This is a genomic window from Bradyrhizobium sp. WBAH42, assembly GCF_024585265.1.
Taxonomy (GTDB): domain Bacteria; phylum Pseudomonadota; class Alphaproteobacteria; order Rhizobiales; family Xanthobacteraceae; genus Bradyrhizobium.
Genome location: NZ_CP036533.1, coordinates 1,916,910 through 1,933,109, shown reverse-complemented (window position 1 = coordinate 1,933,109; position 16,200 = coordinate 1,916,910). Strand labels below are relative to the sequence as shown.

Sequence of the window (16,200 nt, the reverse complement as noted above, 5' to 3'; positions counted from 1 at the left end):
GCACCGTAGGAACTTCAAATCGGCGGCACGTGTATCATCGGGTCAGGACGTTGCCGTTGAGCGTATCGAAGGTGCTGCCGCCCTTCTTGCCGGCATTCGCCTCGGGCGCCGAGCCCGAGCCCAGCACCTCGCTCAGCGACGGACCGGCCGGACCGCGCGGCTGATTCTGCATCTGCTGCGCGACGTTGCAGACCTTGGTCTGCATGGCCTCGGTGTTCTTGTGGCCGTCCTTCATTTGCGCGCCGATCTGCGGCGGGATTCCGCACTTCGAGGCATTGGCCTCGATGTACTTGATCATCTTCAACTCGGCCTGGCTGAAGTTGCGGATCAGCTTGCAGGCCTCGTCCGGCTGCGCATGACGGTCGCTCGCGGCCTTGATCAGCTTGCCGCGCTTCTCGGCCTCTTCGCGCAGGGGCATGAACGCCTTCATGCAGTCCTCACCGGGACCGGCCTGCGTTGGCGGAGCCGCGCTGAAGCCGCCGGCGCCGCCGCCGACCGGGGCAGCGCCGTTGACGGGAAAGGACGATTGCGGCGCGCTCCCCATCGACGCGGTGGGCGCCGAGCCGTTCACGGGCGGAAACGGCGAGCTGTTCGAAGCCTGGTTGGGCAGTGGCGCCGGGAAGGCGCTTTGCGCACAAGCGCCGGCGGCACTCATGGCGACCATGGCGGCAGCGAGCGGAACCATCAAATGACGGATCATCAAGACAGTCTCTCCGGCAGGAGCTTACGGGGTTCAGGGCTTCCCAATTGAAGCGTGACCAGCGTGTTCGCGTTTTTACGATTCCCGCCGGCGCTTAACAACCCGTGGAATAGGGCGAGAGCGCGGCGCTGGGACGCACCAGATTGGCAATATTTACCCCGGAATGGCGCCTTTCGGTTAAGAACAGCCGGTAACCGGACCCCCAAGGCGATGCCTTCCCACGATTTTCGCGCCCCGCGCCTGTTCGTCGATGCCCCCCTGGCCCAGGACGCCAGGGTGCCGCTCGACCGCGACCAGAGCAACTATCTCGGCAATGTGCTGCGGCTCGGCGCCGGAGCCGAGGTCCTGGCCTTCAACGGCCGGGATGGCGAGTGGCAGGCCGCCATCGAAGGCCGCAAGCGGCCGGACGGCCTCGTGATCCTCCAGCAGACCCGGCCCCAGGACCGGCTCGCCGACCTCACCTACGTGTTCGCCCCGCTGAAGCATGCCCGGCTGGATTACATGGTGCAGAAGGCCATCGAGATGGGCGCCGCGGCGCTGCAGCCCGTCCTGACCCGGTTCACCCAGGCCTCACGGGTCCATACCGAGCGGATGCGCGCCAATGTGGTCGAGGCGGCCGAGCAATGCGGCATCCTCAGCATCGCCAGCGTGGCCGAGCCGGTGCCGCTGGAGCGCTTCTTGAGCCAGCGTCCCGCCGATCGCCTGCTGATCTTCTGCGACGAGGCAGCGGAGGTCCAGGATCCGCTGCAGAGCCTGCAAGGCGCGCGCGAGGCCAGGCACGGGATCGACCTGCTGATCGGCCCGGAGGGCGGTTTTGCCGAGGAAGAGCGGGCGCTGCTGCTGCGCCAGCCCAAGATCCTGCGGCTGGCGCTTGGCCCCCGCATCATGCGGGCGGACACCGCCGCCGTCGCCGCCCTGGCGCTGGTGCAGGCGGTGCTGGGCGATTGGGGCGGCAAGAGCACCTGATCCTGCGCATTGCCCACCCGTTAAGCGATTGATCCTTTGGAGGTCGAAACCGCTGTCGGGCCATGCTAAGGCCTGCGCCAATTCGCCTCCCCTTGCCCTGCCCGGTTCCGCCGGGACGATGGACTCCTGAGATGACCGCGACTGCCACCTCAAATGCTGCCGGCTCCGCCGCCTGGGCGGATACGCTGCTCTTGTCGTTCGCGCAGGCCGGCTATGTCAGGGCCGAGCCCGCCATCCTGCAGCCGGCCGAGCCGTTCCTGGACCTCTCCGGCGAGGACATCCGCAAGAGCCTGTACCTGACCACAGACCTCTCCGGCGAGGAGCTCTGCCTGCGCCCGGACCTGACCATTCCTGTCGCGCGCGACTATCTCGCCTCAGGCCGGGCCGGCCAGCCAGCGGGGTTCAGCTATCTCGGTCCGGTGTTCCGCTACCGCAGCGGCCAGGCCAGCGAATTCCTCCAGGCCGGCATCGAATCATTCGCCCGTCAGGACCGCGCCGCGGCCGATGCCGAGATGCTGGCGCTGGCGCTGGAGGCGACGGCCGCCTTCGGCGTCCGCGATGTCGAGATCCGCACCGGCGATGTTGCCTTGTTCAATGCGCTGCTCGACGCGCTCAATCTCTATCCGGTCTGGCGCCGCCGCCTGGTCAAGGATTTCAACCGCAAGATCAGCCTGGAGCAGGATCTGGAGCGGCTGGCGGCCGCGACCACCGCGACGCGCAGCGAATATGAGGGCGTGCTGGCGGCCCTTGCCGGCTCCGACCGCAAGGCGGCGCTCGCCTTCGTCACCGATCTGATGTCGATCGCCGGCACCACCAATGTCGGCGGCCGCACCACGGCCGAGATCGCCGATCGCTTCCTCGAGCAATCGACGCTGAAGGGCGGCGCGCTGCCGCGCGAGGCGATCGCCGTGCTCAAGCGCTTCCTGTCGATTTCGGGCAACCCCGACGATGCCATCGCCGAGCTGCGCGCACTCACGACGGACGCGAAGCTCGATCTCGCTTCCGCGATCGATCAGTTCGAGAGCCGGGTCGGCTTCATGGCCGCGCGCGGCATCGATGTGAAGCAGACCCGCTTCTCGACCGCGTTCGGACGCGGGCTCGACTATTACACCGGCTTCGAATTCGAGCTGCACCACAGGGGCAACGGCGCCGAGCCGCTGGTCGCCGGCGGCCGCTACGACGGGCTGATGACCCAGCTCGGCTCGACCGAGCCGATCCCCGCGGTCGGCTTCTCGGTCTGGGTAGACGCGCTGAACCGGATCGGCCGCAAGGTGGAAGCTTAAGTCATGAGCGCGCCATTCGTTCTGGCCGTTCCGTCCAAGGGCCGCCTGCAGGAAAACACCGAGGCCTTCTTTGCCCGTGCCGGCCTCAAGCTGTCGAAAGCCGGCGGCGCCCGCGACTATCGCGGCACCATCGCAGGGCTCGACAATGTCGAGGTCGCCTATCTCTCGGCGAGCGAGATCGCCTCGCAATTGTCCCGCGGTTTTGCCCATCTCGGCGTCACCGGCGAAGATCTCGTGCGCGAGAACATCGCCGATGCCGACAAGCGCGTGTCGCTGATCGAGGGGCTCGGCTTCGGCTATGCCGACGTCGTCGTCGCGGTGCCGCAGGCCTGGATCGACGTCCGCACCATGGCCGACCTCGACGACGTCACCACCGGCTTCCGCGAGCAGCATCACATGCGGATGCGGGTCGCGACCAAGTTCGTCAACCTCACCCGCGGCTTCTTCCAGGCTCACGGCATCACCGATTACCGCATCGTCGAAAGCGCAGGCGCCACCGAGGGCGCGCCGGCGGCCGGCAGCGCCGAGCTGATCGTCGACATCACCACGACCGGCGCGACGCTCGCCGCCAACGGCCTGCGGGTGCTCGACGACGGCGTGATCCTGCGCAGCCAGGCCAATCTGGTGGCCGCCAAGGAGGCCGACTGGTCGCCGCAGGCGCGCGAGACGGCGCGTGTCATCCTCGACCACATCGCAGCCCGAGCGCGGGCCAACAAGTACCGCGAGGTCCGCACCCGCTTCCGGCAATGCGATGCCGCCCTGCTCGGCGAAGCCCACGGCCGGTTCGGCGTGGAAGCGCCGTTCGGCGGCCCGACCTCGTCAGGCATGCTGACGCTGCACTGCCCACCGGGGCAGCTCTACGCGCTGGCGAGCTTCCTGCGCGAGCATGGCGCCGAGACCGTCTCGGTGGTCTCGCTCGACTACGTGTTCGACCGGGAGAACCCGCTGTTCGCCAAGCTCGAAGCTTTCTTGCGGCGGTGAGCCCGACGTTTTGAGCAGCTCCGTTCAGCGTAGCGACAGCAAACGGCTGCTACCATATGCTGTTGAGAAGACCTAAACGCCTCTGGAACCTTGATCGATGACGCTGGGCTCTGACGTTTCCGGCATGACGACCACCGCAGCCAACGCCGCAGCGAAGGGGCTGTCGATCGTCATCCCCGTCTATAACGAGGCGGCGGGCCTATCGGCCCTGCACCAGCGCATCTGCGATCTCGCCAGGACCCTGCGGCAGCGCTATCGGCTGTCTTGCGAGGTCGTTTATGTCGACGACGGCAGCAAGGATGCGACGCTGTCGATCGCGCGGTCATTGCCGGCCGACGCAATCGACGTTCAGGTGGTGTCGCTGTCGCGCAATTTCGGCAAGGAGGCCGCGTTGATGGCGGGCCTGGACCATGCCCGCCTCGGCGCCGTCATGTTCATGGACGGCGACGGCCAGCATCCGCCGGCGCTCGTCGAACAGCTGGTGCGGCACTGGATCGATGACGGCTATGACGTCGTCTACACCGCGAAAGCGCATCGCGACAACGAGCCATTCCTGCGCCGGGTCGCGGTGCACGGCTTTTACGCGCTGATCAATTGGGGTGCCCGCCAGAAGATTCCGGAGGACGCCGGGGATTTCCGCCTGCTGTCGCCGCGCGCGGTCGCTGCGCTGAGGCAGCTGCCGGAACGCAACCGGTTCTTCAAGGGCCTCGCCAGCTGGATCGGCTTCCGCCAGATCCGCGTCGACTACGAGCCCGCAGCGCGCGCCCATGGCGTCACCACCTTCAACGCCGCGAGCCTGCTCGGCCTCTCGATCGAGGGCCTGACGTCGTTCTCGGTGGCGCCGTTGCGCTTCGCCAGCCTGTTCGGCGTCATTCTCGCCGGCGGTGCCTTCCTGTTCGGCCTGTCCATCCTCTGGGAGGTCTGGACCACAGGCAAGCAGGTCCCGGGCTATCCCTCGCTCGTGGTCGGCCTGATGACGATCGGCGGCGTGCAGCTCATCATGATCGGCATCGTCGGCGAATACATCGGAAAGATCCTTTCCGAGCTGAAGGCCCGTCCGATCTACTTCGTCGCCGAGCACAGCGAGAAGCATTTCGAAGCCGGCAAGGCCGATGAGGCCGCGAGCAGGACGGCAGCCGAATGAGCGTGGCCGCGAGGGCGCGGCGGATCTGGCTCTGCGCCGACGATTACGGCATCAGCCCGGGGGTCAACCGCGCCATCCGCGACCTGATCGAACGCGGCCGCCTCAACGCCACCTCGGTGATGATGGTGGGGCCCGCGATCTCGCGCGGCGACGTCGAAGCGCTTCAGGCTTCGGCAACGCAAAGCCCGCGATGCGCGATCGGATTGCACGTGACGCTGTCGGCGCCGTTCCGGCCGCTCACCATGCATTTCCGCCCCCTGGACGGCGACATGTTCTTCGCCTTTCCCAAGCTGCTGCGCGCCGGACTGATGCGGCGGCTCGACCGTGAATTCATCCGCAACGAAGTGAAGGCGCAGCTGGCCGCCTTCATGGACGCGTTCGGACGCGCCCCTGACTTCGTCGACGGTCACCAGCATGTGCAGCTCTTCCCGCAGGTGCGCGACGGCTTCGTCGATGCGGTGGCCGAGGCTGCGCCAAAGGCCTGGGTGCGCCAGGGCGGCCGCGACCTGCCGCTTCGGCAGCGGCTGGCCTCACCGAAAGCCCTGGTGCTCGATGGTCTCAGCGCGCAATTCCGCCGCCGCGCCGGCCATGCGGGCCTCAGCTTCAACCCCGGTTTCGCCGGCGCCTATGATTTCACGCGCGCCGCCGATTTCGGCGCGCTGATGCGGCAATTCCTGGAAGGCCTTCCCGACGGCGGCCTCGTGATGTGCCATCCCGGCTTCGTCGATGATGTCCTCACCGGCCTCGATCCGATGACCGACGTCCGCGAGCGCGAGCACGCCTATCTCGCGGGCGACGCCTTCGCGCGCCTGCTGGCGGACAGCAACGTGACACTGGGATGAACGGCGAAAAGCGCGCCAGAGGCAGCTTGTCGCATACCGAAATTTAATCCGGCCGGCACTGTTGGGGCCATATTGGAACCCTACATCTCCTTTCGCGCTTGGTTTTGCGCGAAGGAGACAGATCATGACGCCGCAGGAACGCCAGCTCGTCGACGACCTTTTCGACCGGCTTTCAAAGCTGGAAAATGCACCGCGCGATCCCGATGCGATCGCCGCGATCTCCGACGGCCTGCGCAAGGCGCCCGGCGCCATCTACGCGCTGGTGCAGACCACGCTGGTCCAGGACGAAGCGCTGAAGCGCGCCAATGCCCGCATCCAGGAGCTGGAAGCGGCCCATGCGCCCGAGCAGGCGCAGTCCGGCGGCTTCCTCGACACCATGCGCGACACCCTGTTCGGCTCGAGCCCCTCGCGCGGCTCGGTTCCGAATGTGCCGCCGCGTGAGCAGCGGCCGACGTGGAACAGCGGCCAGGCGATGCAGCAGGCCCAACCTGGCTACGGCGCTCCTCCGCCTTACGGACAGGCCTATGGCCAGGGTCAGGGCTATGGCGCTCCGCCGGTCGGCGGTGGGGGCGGCTCGTTCCTGGGCACCGCGGCGGCGGCCGCGGCGGGCGTCGTCGGCGGCTCCCTGCTGCTCTCGAGCATCCGCGGCATGATGGGCGGATCGCACCAGCAGGCTTTTGGCGACACCAACGCGCTCGGCGACCGCAGCCCCTGGAGCGGCGGCGATCAGTCCGGCGGCTCGCTCGCGCGCGATGCCGGCCTCGACGACGTCGGCTCGAACCGGGAGTCCCGCCACGGCTTCTTCGACCAGGCGTCGAACGACCGCGACAACAACGACCAGAACTACGGCGACGATCGCGACGATAGCTTCGACACGGCCGACAACAGCGACTTCGGCGGCGACGACGACGGCGGCAGCGATTACGCGTAGGCCATTCGACCGACAGATGTGAAACGGCCGCCTCCGGGCGGCCGATTTCTTTTCGAGCAGGGCTCAACGCGCGCTGCTCTGCACCACAGGCGCCAAGACGCCATTCGATATAATATGACTAGTGCATGCGTTCTCGGACAGCACCATGCAGAACGTCACGACGTGCGCCTGACTTCACCATACAGAGCGAAATCGTCCTCCGACACACGCTGCCGTAGACTCCCGGATTTCCAAATTTGGACATGGGTGTTCAACTGGAAGAACACGTTGCTTATGCCACACGCCGTGGCTGCCTCTCTTGGCTACAGTCGGGAGTTTTGAGAATGAGCCCACTTCAACAGCGCATCGCGAACCTGAGCGACGTCACAACCCATCTCATCACCGAATTGTACGAGTTGGAGGGACTGCACGAGCGCCTCAGGAAGGCCGAGCTGTCGGTGCGGCGGTTGAAGCGCTTTGCTCGCGCACCGCATTCGGCTACATCAACTCGCCGTCGCCGCTCCGCTGTCCCTCGTCCTGGATCGAGGCAACGTCAGTAGACGTGACCATTCAGGCAGGCGTTCGGCGGCAGCAGCGCCCCCTTCGATGCCCCGCAGGTCGAGCCGACGCGGCACGCGGATCCGATCGCTCCATCGATCGCATGACCCTTCACATCACGACGACCTTGGTGCCGACATTGACGCGGCCGTAGAGGTCGATGACGTCCTCGTTGCGCATGCGGATGCAGCCGGAGGAGACGTTGGTGCCGATGGTCCAGGGCTCATTGGAGCCGTGGATGCGATAGAGCGTCGATCCCAGATACATCGCGCGGGCACCGAGCGGATTTTCCGGGCCGCCTTCCATGTGCCTGGGCAGATCGGGCCGGCGCGCGAGCATTTCCGCCGGCGGCGTCCAGTCCGGCCATTCGCGCTTGGCGGTGATCGATTTCACGCCGGACCAGGTGAAGCCGGGACGACCGACGCCGATGCCGTAGCGCAGTGCCCGGCCGTTGCCCTCGACGAGATAGAGGAACTTGTTCGGCGTATCGACCACGATCGTGCCGGCACTTTCCTTGCCGCTATAGTCAACGAGCTGTTTCTCGAATCTCGGATCGAACGGACGCTGCCGCGGATCGACCGCCTCCTGCTGGAGAGACGCGCCCTGCTGATAGCCGCCCTGCATCTGCGGCTCGCCCATCGGCGGCAGGCGCCGCTGGTCGTAATAGCCGGGCTGCTGCTGATACACCGGCTGCTCCGGCGCGTAGGCCGGGCCGCGGCCGGGGCCATCGCCGAACAGGAATTCGATGAAGCCGCCGCCCATGTTGGAATTGGACGCGACGCGCACCGGCGCCGGCGGCACGCGCGGCTGGTAGAGCACCGCAGGCGGATCGTTCGGCACGCTGTTGTCGAAGGCGCTGGCATCGTTCGCGCCGGCCATGAAGGTGCAAGCGCTGCCGAGCAGCGCGACAGACATTTTCTTGAACATCGACGTACTCTGTACTGTTTCGTCTAGATCACATGCGTCGTGGAGAGCCGGTGGCTGATCCGCGCCCTTCGACGTGGTCAATAAAAAGCAAAAGCCGTTTTGTTTGGTAAACGGAAAGCGCGTTTCGATTCACCACGTCGCGAGCGCGCCGGCAATTTGGCGATCAGCGTTTATTTTCGATGAACGCAGCGCGGCCATGGTTAATCGCTTCTTTGCACCGCGTCGCGCGACACCGCACAACAGTTCCGGTTGTGAACTTCGTGTTAAATCGCTTCTGCCTACAAAGACGCGTGAGTGAGGTGGGGGGAGTATCCTGATGGCTGTTCACCGCAAGCGTTTTCGCGTCGAGGATATCGCCGGTGGCGAGATGCCGATTTTGGACGTAACCGAAGAGGCAATCCCGATGCATAGCGAGATCATGGCCGAGCTGCGCGCGATCCGCGCCCAGATGGCGAAGGGCATCGTCGCGGCCCCGCTGTCCGGCAGCGCCGCCATGGCGGCGATCGACGCGTCGACGGCGCACGAGCTTTCCGAAGCGCGCACCATGCTCGAGACCTACCGAGCGCAGATCGAGCAGTGCGAGAAGCTGAAGGTGGAGCTCGACCTCATCCACGACGCCATCGACCGCACCAAGCGCGAGATCGCGACGCTGCACGGCAAGAGCTTCGACGGCGGCGAGATGGCCAAGGTCAATGGCGAGCTCGGCGCGGTGGTCGGCGGCACCGAGCAGGCGACCCAGCAGATCCTCGAAGCCGCGGAATCGATCGACCAGGCCGCCAGCGCGATGTCCAAGGTGGACTCGGTCGATCAGCAGAAGCGCCTTGCCGACGACATCCAGGAACGCGTCATCTCGATCTTCGAAGCCTGCAACTTCCAGGACCTGACCGGCCAGCGCATCAGCAAGGTCATGACCACGATGAAGTTCATCGAGCAGCACATCAATGCGATGATGGAGATCTGGGGCGGCGTCGACGCGATCAAGTCCCATGTGCCGGCGCCGGTCGACAGCCGCAGCGAGGACGAGAAGCTCCTCAACGGCCCCAAGCTCGCCGGCGACGTCGGCCACGCCTCGCAGGACGACATCGACGCGCTGTTCGACTGAACGGGGGCGATATAGAAATAACAAAGCGCCGGCCTTGGGGCCGGCGTTTTTTGTTTTTCGTCATTGCGAGGAGCGAAGCGACGAAGCAATCCAGGCTGTCTCCCAGGAGGCAGTCTGGATTGCTTCGCTCCGCTCGCAATGACGAGACGTTAGGCCAAAGGCTGCCTCACGCCCTCGGCGCGCAGCGGACGTAGACCATGTTGCCGTAGCGGGTAGCGGCGTCCTTGTCGATGAAGCGGGTGATCATGACGCGACCGTCGAAGGAGACGATCTCGCGATCCTGCTCGCCGGGGGTCGGGCCGGCCGGTCCGATGTAGTTCTTGCCGCTCGGCGAGCCCTTCAGCCGCAGCTCCTGCGGCGTCGCCTGGTCGGCGAGATGCATGATCACGCCGCCGGAGGAGCCGGCGGTGATCACGTAGGGATTCTTGCATTGCTCGCGCGCCATCTTCTCGGTACGGGCGCGGTCGGCCGGGTTCTGGAACGAGGCGAGGCCCCAGCGGCCGACGATCTCGTCGCCGCGGATGGTGGCCGGCATTTCGGGCGCAACGCCCGGTTCGGCCTCGGGCGGCGGCGAGGACGACGTGAGGGACGGCAGGCTGAAGCCGCCGCCGCAGGCGCCCAGCAGCAGCGCCAGACAAGAGGCGGCCGCCAGATTGGCAACCGCGCGCGCGTGAGCCGAACTGATCATGGCATTCCCCCGAACAAGACCATGGCCGCACCCCTCGAGCAGCCAAGCGCAAAATCGCTGCCGGAGCAATGACGTCGTTCTCTAAGCCGGCGCCCCGAGCGAGTTTCCAATGCCACCATCCTATATCCGCCTCAACAACCGCTTAACCACCTTTGCTTGACAGGATCGCGGCCAAGCCATATTTCCGGACCCACTATTAGCACTCGGAAAGCCCGATTGCTAAGCGCGCCGTTCGATCCTCGACGAGAGGGTGGACGGAAGCGCCGCCCCACCGACCCCACTACTTCCGAAGCGAGCCTCCAAAGGGAAACGTCATGGCTAAATCCAAATTTCGTCCGCTGCATGACCGTGTCGTGGTCAAACGTATCGACGCCGAGGAAAAGACCAAGGGCGGCATCATCATTCCGGACACCGCCAAGGAAAAGCCGTCCCAGGGCGAGGTCGTCGCCGTCGGCCCCGGCGGCCGCGACGAGACCGGCAAGCTGATCCCGATCGACCTCAAGGTCGGCGACCGCGTGCTGTTCGGCAAGTGGTCGGGCACTGAGGTCAAGATCGACAACGAAGAGCTCCTGATCATGAAGGAGTCGGACATCATGGGCGTGCTGGCCTAAGGCCATCCGCCTGAACGGCCGCTGAATGTCATGCCCGGATCCAGGCGATCCGGGCATCCATCGTTCCGCCGCGACTAGACAAGACACATCACGTAACACGAGGGATTGCAGACCATGGCTGCCAAAGACGTCAAGTTTTCCGGAGACGCGCGCGATCGCATGCTGCGCGGCGTCGACGTTCTCGCCAACGCCGTCAAGGTGACGCTCGGCCCGAAGGGCCGCAACGTCGTCATCGAGAAGAGCTTCGGCGCCCCCCGCATCACCAAGGACGGCGTCACCGTCGCCAAGGAGATCGAGCTCGAGGACAAGTTCGAGAACATGGGCGCCCAGATGGTGCGTGAGGTCGCCTCCAAGACCAACGACCTCGCCGGCGACGGCACCACCACCGCGACCGTGCTGGCCCAGGCGATCGTGCGCGAAGGCGCCAAGGCCGTCGCCGCCGGCATGAACCCGATGGACCTCAAGCGCGGCATCGACACCGCGGTGGCCGCCGTCATCAAGGACATCGAGAAGCGCGCCAAGCCGGTCGCCGCCTCCTCCGAGGTCGCCCAGGTCGGCACCATCTCCGCCAACGGCGATGCCGCCATCGGCAAGATGATCGCCCAGGCGATGCAGAAGGTCGGCAACGAGGGCGTCATCACCGTCGAGGAGAACAAGTCGCTCGAGACCGAGGTTGACATCGTCGAGGGCATGAAGTTCGACCGCGGCTATCTCAGCCCCTACTTCGTCACCAACGCCGAGAAGATGACCGCCGAGCTCGAGGACGCCTACATCCTCCTGCACGAGAAGAAGCTCTCGGGCCTGCAGGCCATGCTGCCGGTGCTGGAAGCCGTGGTGCAGTCGGGCAAGCCGCTCGTCATCATCGCCGAGGACGTCGAGGGCGAGGCGCTGGCCACCCTGGTCGTCAACCGCCTGCGCGGTGGCCTCAAGGTCGCTGCCGTCAAGGCGCCGGGCTTCGGCGACCGCCGCAAGGCCATGCTGGAGGACATCGCGATCCTGACCGGCGGCCAGCTGATCTCCGAGGAGCTCGGCATCAAGCTCGAGAACGTCACGGTGAAGATGCTCGGCCGTGCCAAGAAGGTGGTGATCGACAAGGAGAACACCACGATCGTCAACGGCGCCGGCAAGAAGCCCGACATCGAGGCCCGCGTCGGCCAGATCAAGGCCCAGATCGAGGAGACCACCTCGGACTACGACCGCGAGAAGCTGCAGGAGCGCCTCGCCAAGCTCGCCGGCGGCGTCGCGGTGATCCGCGTCGGCGGCGCCACCGAGATCGAGGTCAAGGAGAAGAAGGACCGGGTCGAGGACGCGCTCAACGCCACCCGCGCCGCGGTGCAGGAAGGCATCGTCCCCGGCGGCGGCGTCGCGCTGCTCCGCGCCAAGAAGGCGGTCGGCCGTCTCACCAACGCCAATGACGACGTCCAGGCCGGCATCAACATCGTGCTGAAGGCGCTGGAAGCCCCGATCCGCCAGATCTCCGAGAACGCCGGCGTGGAAGGCTCGATCGTGGTCGGCAGGATCCTGGAGAACAAGTCCGAGACCTTCGGCTTCGACGCCCAGAACGAGGACTATGTCGACATGGTCGAGAAGGGCATCATCGATCCCGCCAAGGTGGTGCGCACCGCGCTGCAGGACGCCTCCTCCGTGGCCGGCCTCTTGGTGACCACCGAAGCCATGGTCGCCGAGCTGCCGAAGAAGGAAGCTTCGCCCGCCATGCCCCCCGGCGGCGGCATGGGCGGCTTCTAAGCCTCCGTTCCGTGACAGGGTTGCGAAGGCCGCCTCCGGGCGGCCTTCTTTTTTGCCGATCCTGCCTGTTTCGCTTTCCGATTCAACCAGCGGCCAAAACCCACTACGGTGGCGCGCCGATTCGATTGTTTGGGCATGATCCTCTCGGAAAACCGCTTCACACTTTTCCGGATCATGCCCGTTGCGCGAGGATGTCATCAATGCGTGCGCTTCTGGTCTGTTCGACGGCCGTTCTGGCGGCCCTGCTCGCCGTTCCGCCGCAGGCGTCCGCCCAGATGAAGCTGTCACCGAAGGCGACCGCGCCGGGCGGAACCGAGACGCGCTATTTCACCTCGATCGACGGGCTGATGGACGGCAATGCCGACGTGATCCTGAAGGAGACGCGCCAGGGCAAGACGGTGACCGCAGCGGTGCTCGACGTCTGCTACCCCATCGCGAAGAACTCCGACCGCAAGGACCGCTTCGTCGTCAACCTCCAGGTCGCGGGCCAGACGCTGACGGGAACGACGCAAAGCGTCGGCGAGAAGTCGCCGGTCAGCGTCAAGCTGACGCGCAAGCAGTCCGGCGACATGTTCGAATTCCGCGGCCAGATCGCGATCGGCCAGGCGGTGACCGAGGTCACCTCGCAGGACAATTCCGATCTCAGCGAAAAGGAATTCCTGGACAGTCAGACCTCAGACGACGGCATCACGCCGCAGCCGAAGGATTTCACCGACGTCTCGCCGGAAGCGATCGCGGTCAAGGTCAAGCTCGACGCGGCGACCGACTTCCTGAAGAGCCTGAAGGGCCAGGAGGTCGAGGTGACGCTGGCGAGCCTCAATGTCGGTTGCGACGCGCTGCGCGCGGGCGAGCAGACCATCACCATGTCGGTCGACCCGGAGCGCGCCGGCGCGCTGCTGGCGAAATTCAAGGCGATGCCCGGCGTCACCGCCGCAGGCTGGACCGCGGGCATGACCGAGATGGACCGCACCATCCGCTTCGCCGCGGCGGACTGGCGCGAGGGCGACAAGATCAACAAGGGCAAGCTGGCAACGGCGGTCGCGAACGTGCTGAGCAGGACGCTCGCGGCAAAGCCGGTCTCGCAGAACTTCAACCCCGCCACCGGCAAGCTCAAGCTGGTGTTCAAGCGGCCGAACCAGGATTTCCCGGCGCTCGAGCTCACCGACACGATCGAAGTCGCAGGGCTGGTCTCGCCCGACAAGCCGGGCACCACCGACAAGCTCATGCTCTGGATCGGCAGCCCGGCGACGACGACGGCCGACGAGGGCAGCGGGGCCAGGCTCAATCTGTCGGACGACGCTTCGGCCGACGAGGAAGGCGATCTGCCCGACGACAACGGCTCGATCGAGGCGCTCGTCAAGGAGCTGAAGGGCCAGCGCTGGGATGCCGACAAGTCGGTGTGGAAGTGAGCTAGTCACGAACTCCGCTGTCATCGCCCGCGAAGGCGGGCGATCCAGTACTCCGAGACTAATTGAATCGATAGGTCGCGGCGTACTGGATTCCCCGCCTTCGCGGGGAATGACAGTGAGTGTGCGGTCAGTTCCCCGTCGTCCGGAAGCGCAGCGGCTTCGGGCCGATCAGCGTCAGCACGTCGCCCTGGCGCTTCCAGGTCTCGATGCTGGCGAGGGCGGCGACGAGCTCGTCATCGGCCTGCGCTCTCGCCGGCGGGCAGTTGCGGTCCTGGATCTGGCCGGGGACGAAGATCACGGTGTTGCCGGCGACCGAGAACTGGCCCTTGCCGCCCTTGCACCAGAGCTCCAGCACGACCTCGCCATTGTCCCCGATCTCGATGTTCGGAATCCGCTTCGAGCCCGCTTGCGGCAACGCCTCCAGCGTCATCTCGGTGCCGAAAGGAAACCCCTCCTCGGCACGCGCGAGCGTGGACATCGCGAGCATTGCAACCGCCGCACACAGCAAGCGCAGAAGCGAAACCATGAGACCTCTCGACCGACCTGATTTGCGGCACCTTCTATAGGACAGCCGTGCCGTTGAGAAGGTTCGCGGAAGGTGCAAAAAATCCCCGCGGGGACGAACCTCGCGGGGATTTGTGGACGCGGCGCAGTCCGCTACTTCAGAACCAGCGCCGTGAACGGCCAGACATAGGCCTGCAACGTCACGAGCACGCCGACGAGGCACGCCAGCACGATCGAGTGCCAGAACACGAAGCGCAGGATGGTGCCCTCATGGCCGTACCAGTTGGTGGCCGTGGAGGCGACCACGATCGACTGCGCGTCGATCATCTTGCCCATCACGCCGCCGGAGGAGTTCGCTGCGCCCATCAGGATCGGCGACAGGCCGAGCTGCTCGGAGGTGATCTTCTGCAGGTTGCCGAACAGCACGTTGGAGGCGGTGTCCGATCCGGTCAGCGCGACGCCCAGCCAGCCGAGCAGCGTGCCGAAGAAGGGATAGAGCACGCCGGTGGCGGCGAACGCCAAACCAAGCGTGGCGTCGACGCCGGACAGGCGCGTCAAGGTGCCGATCGCGAGCATCGCCGAGATCGTGATCAGCGAGATCGCGCAGAGCCGGATGGTGCGGCCATATTCGGTCAAAAGCTTGCCGGGACCGACGCCCATCAACAGGCCGGAGATGATCGCGGCGATCAGCATGCCGGTGCCGGTGAAGGACAGGTAGGTGAAGGCGAACACCGCGCTCTCTTTCGTCGGCCCTGGCGCGACCGGCGGCATCTTGTTGATCATCTGGTGCAGCTCGGGAACGGGATAGTTCCAGACGAAAATCGCGTTCGCCCAGGCCTTGAAGGCGCCGTTGCCCCAGACCAGCATCACGATGCAGACGATGATCCACGGCAGCAGCGCATTGAAAAGCTCACTCTGCGTCAGCGGGGTTTTGTCGAGCGGTTTCGCCGCCGCCATCGTGGCGGCCGATTCGTCGCGGCCGCGCAGCGCCGGCGACAGCCAGAGCTGCCTCGGCTGCCACACCTTCAGGAACAGGATCAGCGCGCCCATCGAGATCAGCGAGGCGCCGATGTCGACGATCCAGGGATTGATGTGGTTCGAGATCACGTATTGCGGGATCGCGAACGACACGCCGGTGACGAGGATCGCCGGCCAGACGTCCTTCATGCCCCGCCAGCCCGCGAAGGCCCACACCACCCAGAACGGCACGATCAGCGAGAAGAAGGGCAATTGCCGTCCGACCATCGCGCCGAGGATGTAGGGATCGAGGCCGGTGACCGAGGCGAGGCCCTGGATCGGCGTGCCCAGCGCGCCATAGGCGACCGGCGCGGTGTTGGCGATCAGCGACAGGCCGGAGGCCGCGAGCGGCGAGAAGCCGAGCCCGATCAGCACCGCGCCCGTGATCGCGACCGGCGTGCCGAAGCCCGAGGCGCCTTCGAAGAACGCGCCGAACGAGAACGCGATCAGCAGCAATTGCAGCCGCCGGTCCTCGGTGACCCCGCCGACCGCGCGCTTGAGCAGCTCGAAGCGCCCGGTGGTCACCGTGACCTGGTAGAGGAAGATGACGTTGAGAACGATCCAGCCGATCGGGAAGAACCCGGTGACGATCCCCAGCATCGAAGCGCGGATCGACATGTTCGCCGGCATGGTGAAGACGAAGATCGTGATCAGGTTGGTCACGATCACGGCGATGACGGCGGCGATATGCGCCTGGACGCGACCGCTTGCGATCAAAACCAGCAGCGTGACGACGGGCACCGCCGCCGCGATCGTCGACAGCACCGGGCTGTGCAGCGGGTCATAGATTTGATTCCACATGGTCTTCCTCT

Annotated in this window: 15 protein-coding genes; 10 read left to right on the top strand and 5 right to left on the bottom strand. The window is 65.9% G+C overall.

The genetic code is table 11. From position 1 onward, the window contains the following. Positions 1 to 34: 34 nt before the first annotated feature. A complete protein-coding gene (locus tag DCG74_RS09005) occupies positions 35 to 700 on the bottom strand; it encodes a hypothetical protein (RefSeq protein ID WP_172787154.1) in 666 nt (221 codons plus the stop codon). Positions 701 to 910: 210 nt separating this feature from the next. On the opposite strand from DCG74_RS09005, the gene DCG74_RS09000 reads away from it, so the two are divergent. The 6 genes from DCG74_RS09000 (at position 911) to DCG74_RS08975 (ending at position 6,847) form a co-directional block, all read left to right on the top strand. Continuing rightward, entirely contained in the window at positions 911 to 1,666 is a 756-nt protein-coding gene (locus tag DCG74_RS09000) for a 16S rRNA (uracil(1498)-N(3))-methyltransferase (protein ID WP_172787153.1), read from the top strand. 131 nt (positions 1,667 to 1,797) lie between these two features. Then, positions 1,798 to 2,949 (top strand): ATP phosphoribosyltransferase regulatory subunit, encoded by a 1,152-nt coding sequence (locus DCG74_RS08995; protein WP_172787152.1) that lies wholly within the window; start codon positions 1,798 to 1,800, stop codon positions 2,947 to 2,949. Between the two features lie 3 nt (positions 2,950 to 2,952). Continuing rightward, complete coding sequence (gene hisG, locus DCG74_RS08990; protein ID WP_172787151.1) at positions 2,953 to 3,930, top strand: ATP phosphoribosyltransferase; 978 nt, start codon at positions 2,953 to 2,955, stop codon at positions 3,928 to 3,930. A 97-nt stretch (positions 3,931 to 4,027) separates the two neighbouring features. Then, the gene (locus tag DCG74_RS08985; RefSeq protein WP_172787150.1) at positions 4,028 to 5,074 is read left to right on the top strand and encodes a glycosyltransferase family 2 protein; all 1,047 of its coding nucleotides are present in this window, start codon (positions 4,028 to 4,030) and stop codon (positions 5,072 to 5,074) included. After that, a complete protein-coding gene (locus DCG74_RS08980; protein WP_172787149.1) occupies positions 5,071 to 5,916 on the top strand; it encodes a ChbG/HpnK family deacetylase in 846 nt (281 codons plus the stop codon). Before DCG74_RS08985 ends, DCG74_RS08980 begins: the two co-directional genes overlap by 4 nt. 124 nt (positions 5,917 to 6,040) lie before the next feature. Further along, the gene (locus tag DCG74_RS08975) at positions 6,041 to 6,847 is read left to right on the top strand and encodes a DUF2076 domain-containing protein (protein WP_172787148.1); all 807 of its coding nucleotides are present in this window, start codon (positions 6,041 to 6,043) and stop codon (positions 6,845 to 6,847) included. Between the two features lie 648 nt (positions 6,848 to 7,495). On the opposite strand, the gene DCG74_RS08970 is transcribed toward DCG74_RS08975, so the two are convergent. Continuing rightward, positions 7,496 to 8,311, bottom strand: coding sequence for a L,D-transpeptidase (locus DCG74_RS08970; protein ID WP_172787147.1), 816 nt, complete (start codon positions 8,309 to 8,311; stop codon positions 7,496 to 7,498). A 316-nt stretch (positions 8,312 to 8,627) separates the two neighbouring features. On the opposite strand from DCG74_RS08970, the gene DCG74_RS08965 reads away from it, so the two are divergent. After that, on the top strand, positions 8,628 to 9,413 hold the full coding sequence (locus DCG74_RS08965; RefSeq protein WP_172787146.1) for a protein phosphatase CheZ: 786 nt from the start codon (positions 8,628 to 8,630) through the stop codon (positions 9,411 to 9,413). 166 nt (positions 9,414 to 9,579) lie between these two features. Here DCG74_RS08965 and DCG74_RS08960 read toward each other — a convergent pair whose 3' ends face one another. Continuing rightward, positions 9,580 to 10,101 carry a hypothetical protein gene (locus DCG74_RS08960; RefSeq protein WP_172787145.1) on the bottom strand — a complete coding sequence of 174 codons (522 nt, stop codon included), beginning with the start codon at positions 10,099 to 10,101 and terminating at the stop codon, positions 9,580 to 9,582. A gap of 314 nt (positions 10,102 to 10,415) precedes the next feature. Between DCG74_RS08960 and groES the strand changes: the two genes are divergently transcribed. From groES to DCG74_RS08945, 3 genes are all read left to right on the top strand, one after another. After that, entirely contained in the window at positions 10,416 to 10,712 is a 297-nt protein-coding gene (gene groES, locus DCG74_RS08955; RefSeq protein WP_025033779.1) for a co-chaperone GroES, read from the top strand. Between the two features lie 114 nt (positions 10,713 to 10,826). After that, a complete protein-coding gene (groL, locus tag DCG74_RS08950; protein ID WP_172787144.1) occupies positions 10,827 to 12,458 on the top strand; it encodes a chaperonin GroEL in 1,632 nt (543 codons plus the stop codon). 200 nt (positions 12,459 to 12,658) lie between these two features. Continuing rightward, on the top strand, positions 12,659 to 13,867 hold the full coding sequence (locus DCG74_RS08945) for a hypothetical protein (RefSeq protein WP_172787143.1): 1,209 nt from the start codon (positions 12,659 to 12,661) through the stop codon (positions 13,865 to 13,867). Positions 13,868 to 13,994: 127 nt separating this feature from the next. Here DCG74_RS08945 and DCG74_RS08940 read toward each other — a convergent pair whose 3' ends face one another. Beyond that, on the bottom strand, positions 13,995 to 14,393 hold the full coding sequence (locus DCG74_RS08940) for an META domain-containing protein (RefSeq protein ID WP_172787142.1): 399 nt from the start codon (positions 14,391 to 14,393) through the stop codon (positions 13,995 to 13,997). Positions 14,394 to 14,524: 131 nt separating this feature from the next. After that, positions 14,525 to 16,189, bottom strand: a complete 1,665-nt coding sequence (locus tag DCG74_RS08935) for an L-lactate permease (RefSeq protein WP_172787141.1) — start codon at positions 16,187 to 16,189, stop codon at positions 14,525 to 14,527. Between the last annotated feature and the right edge of the window lie 11 nt (positions 16,190 to 16,200).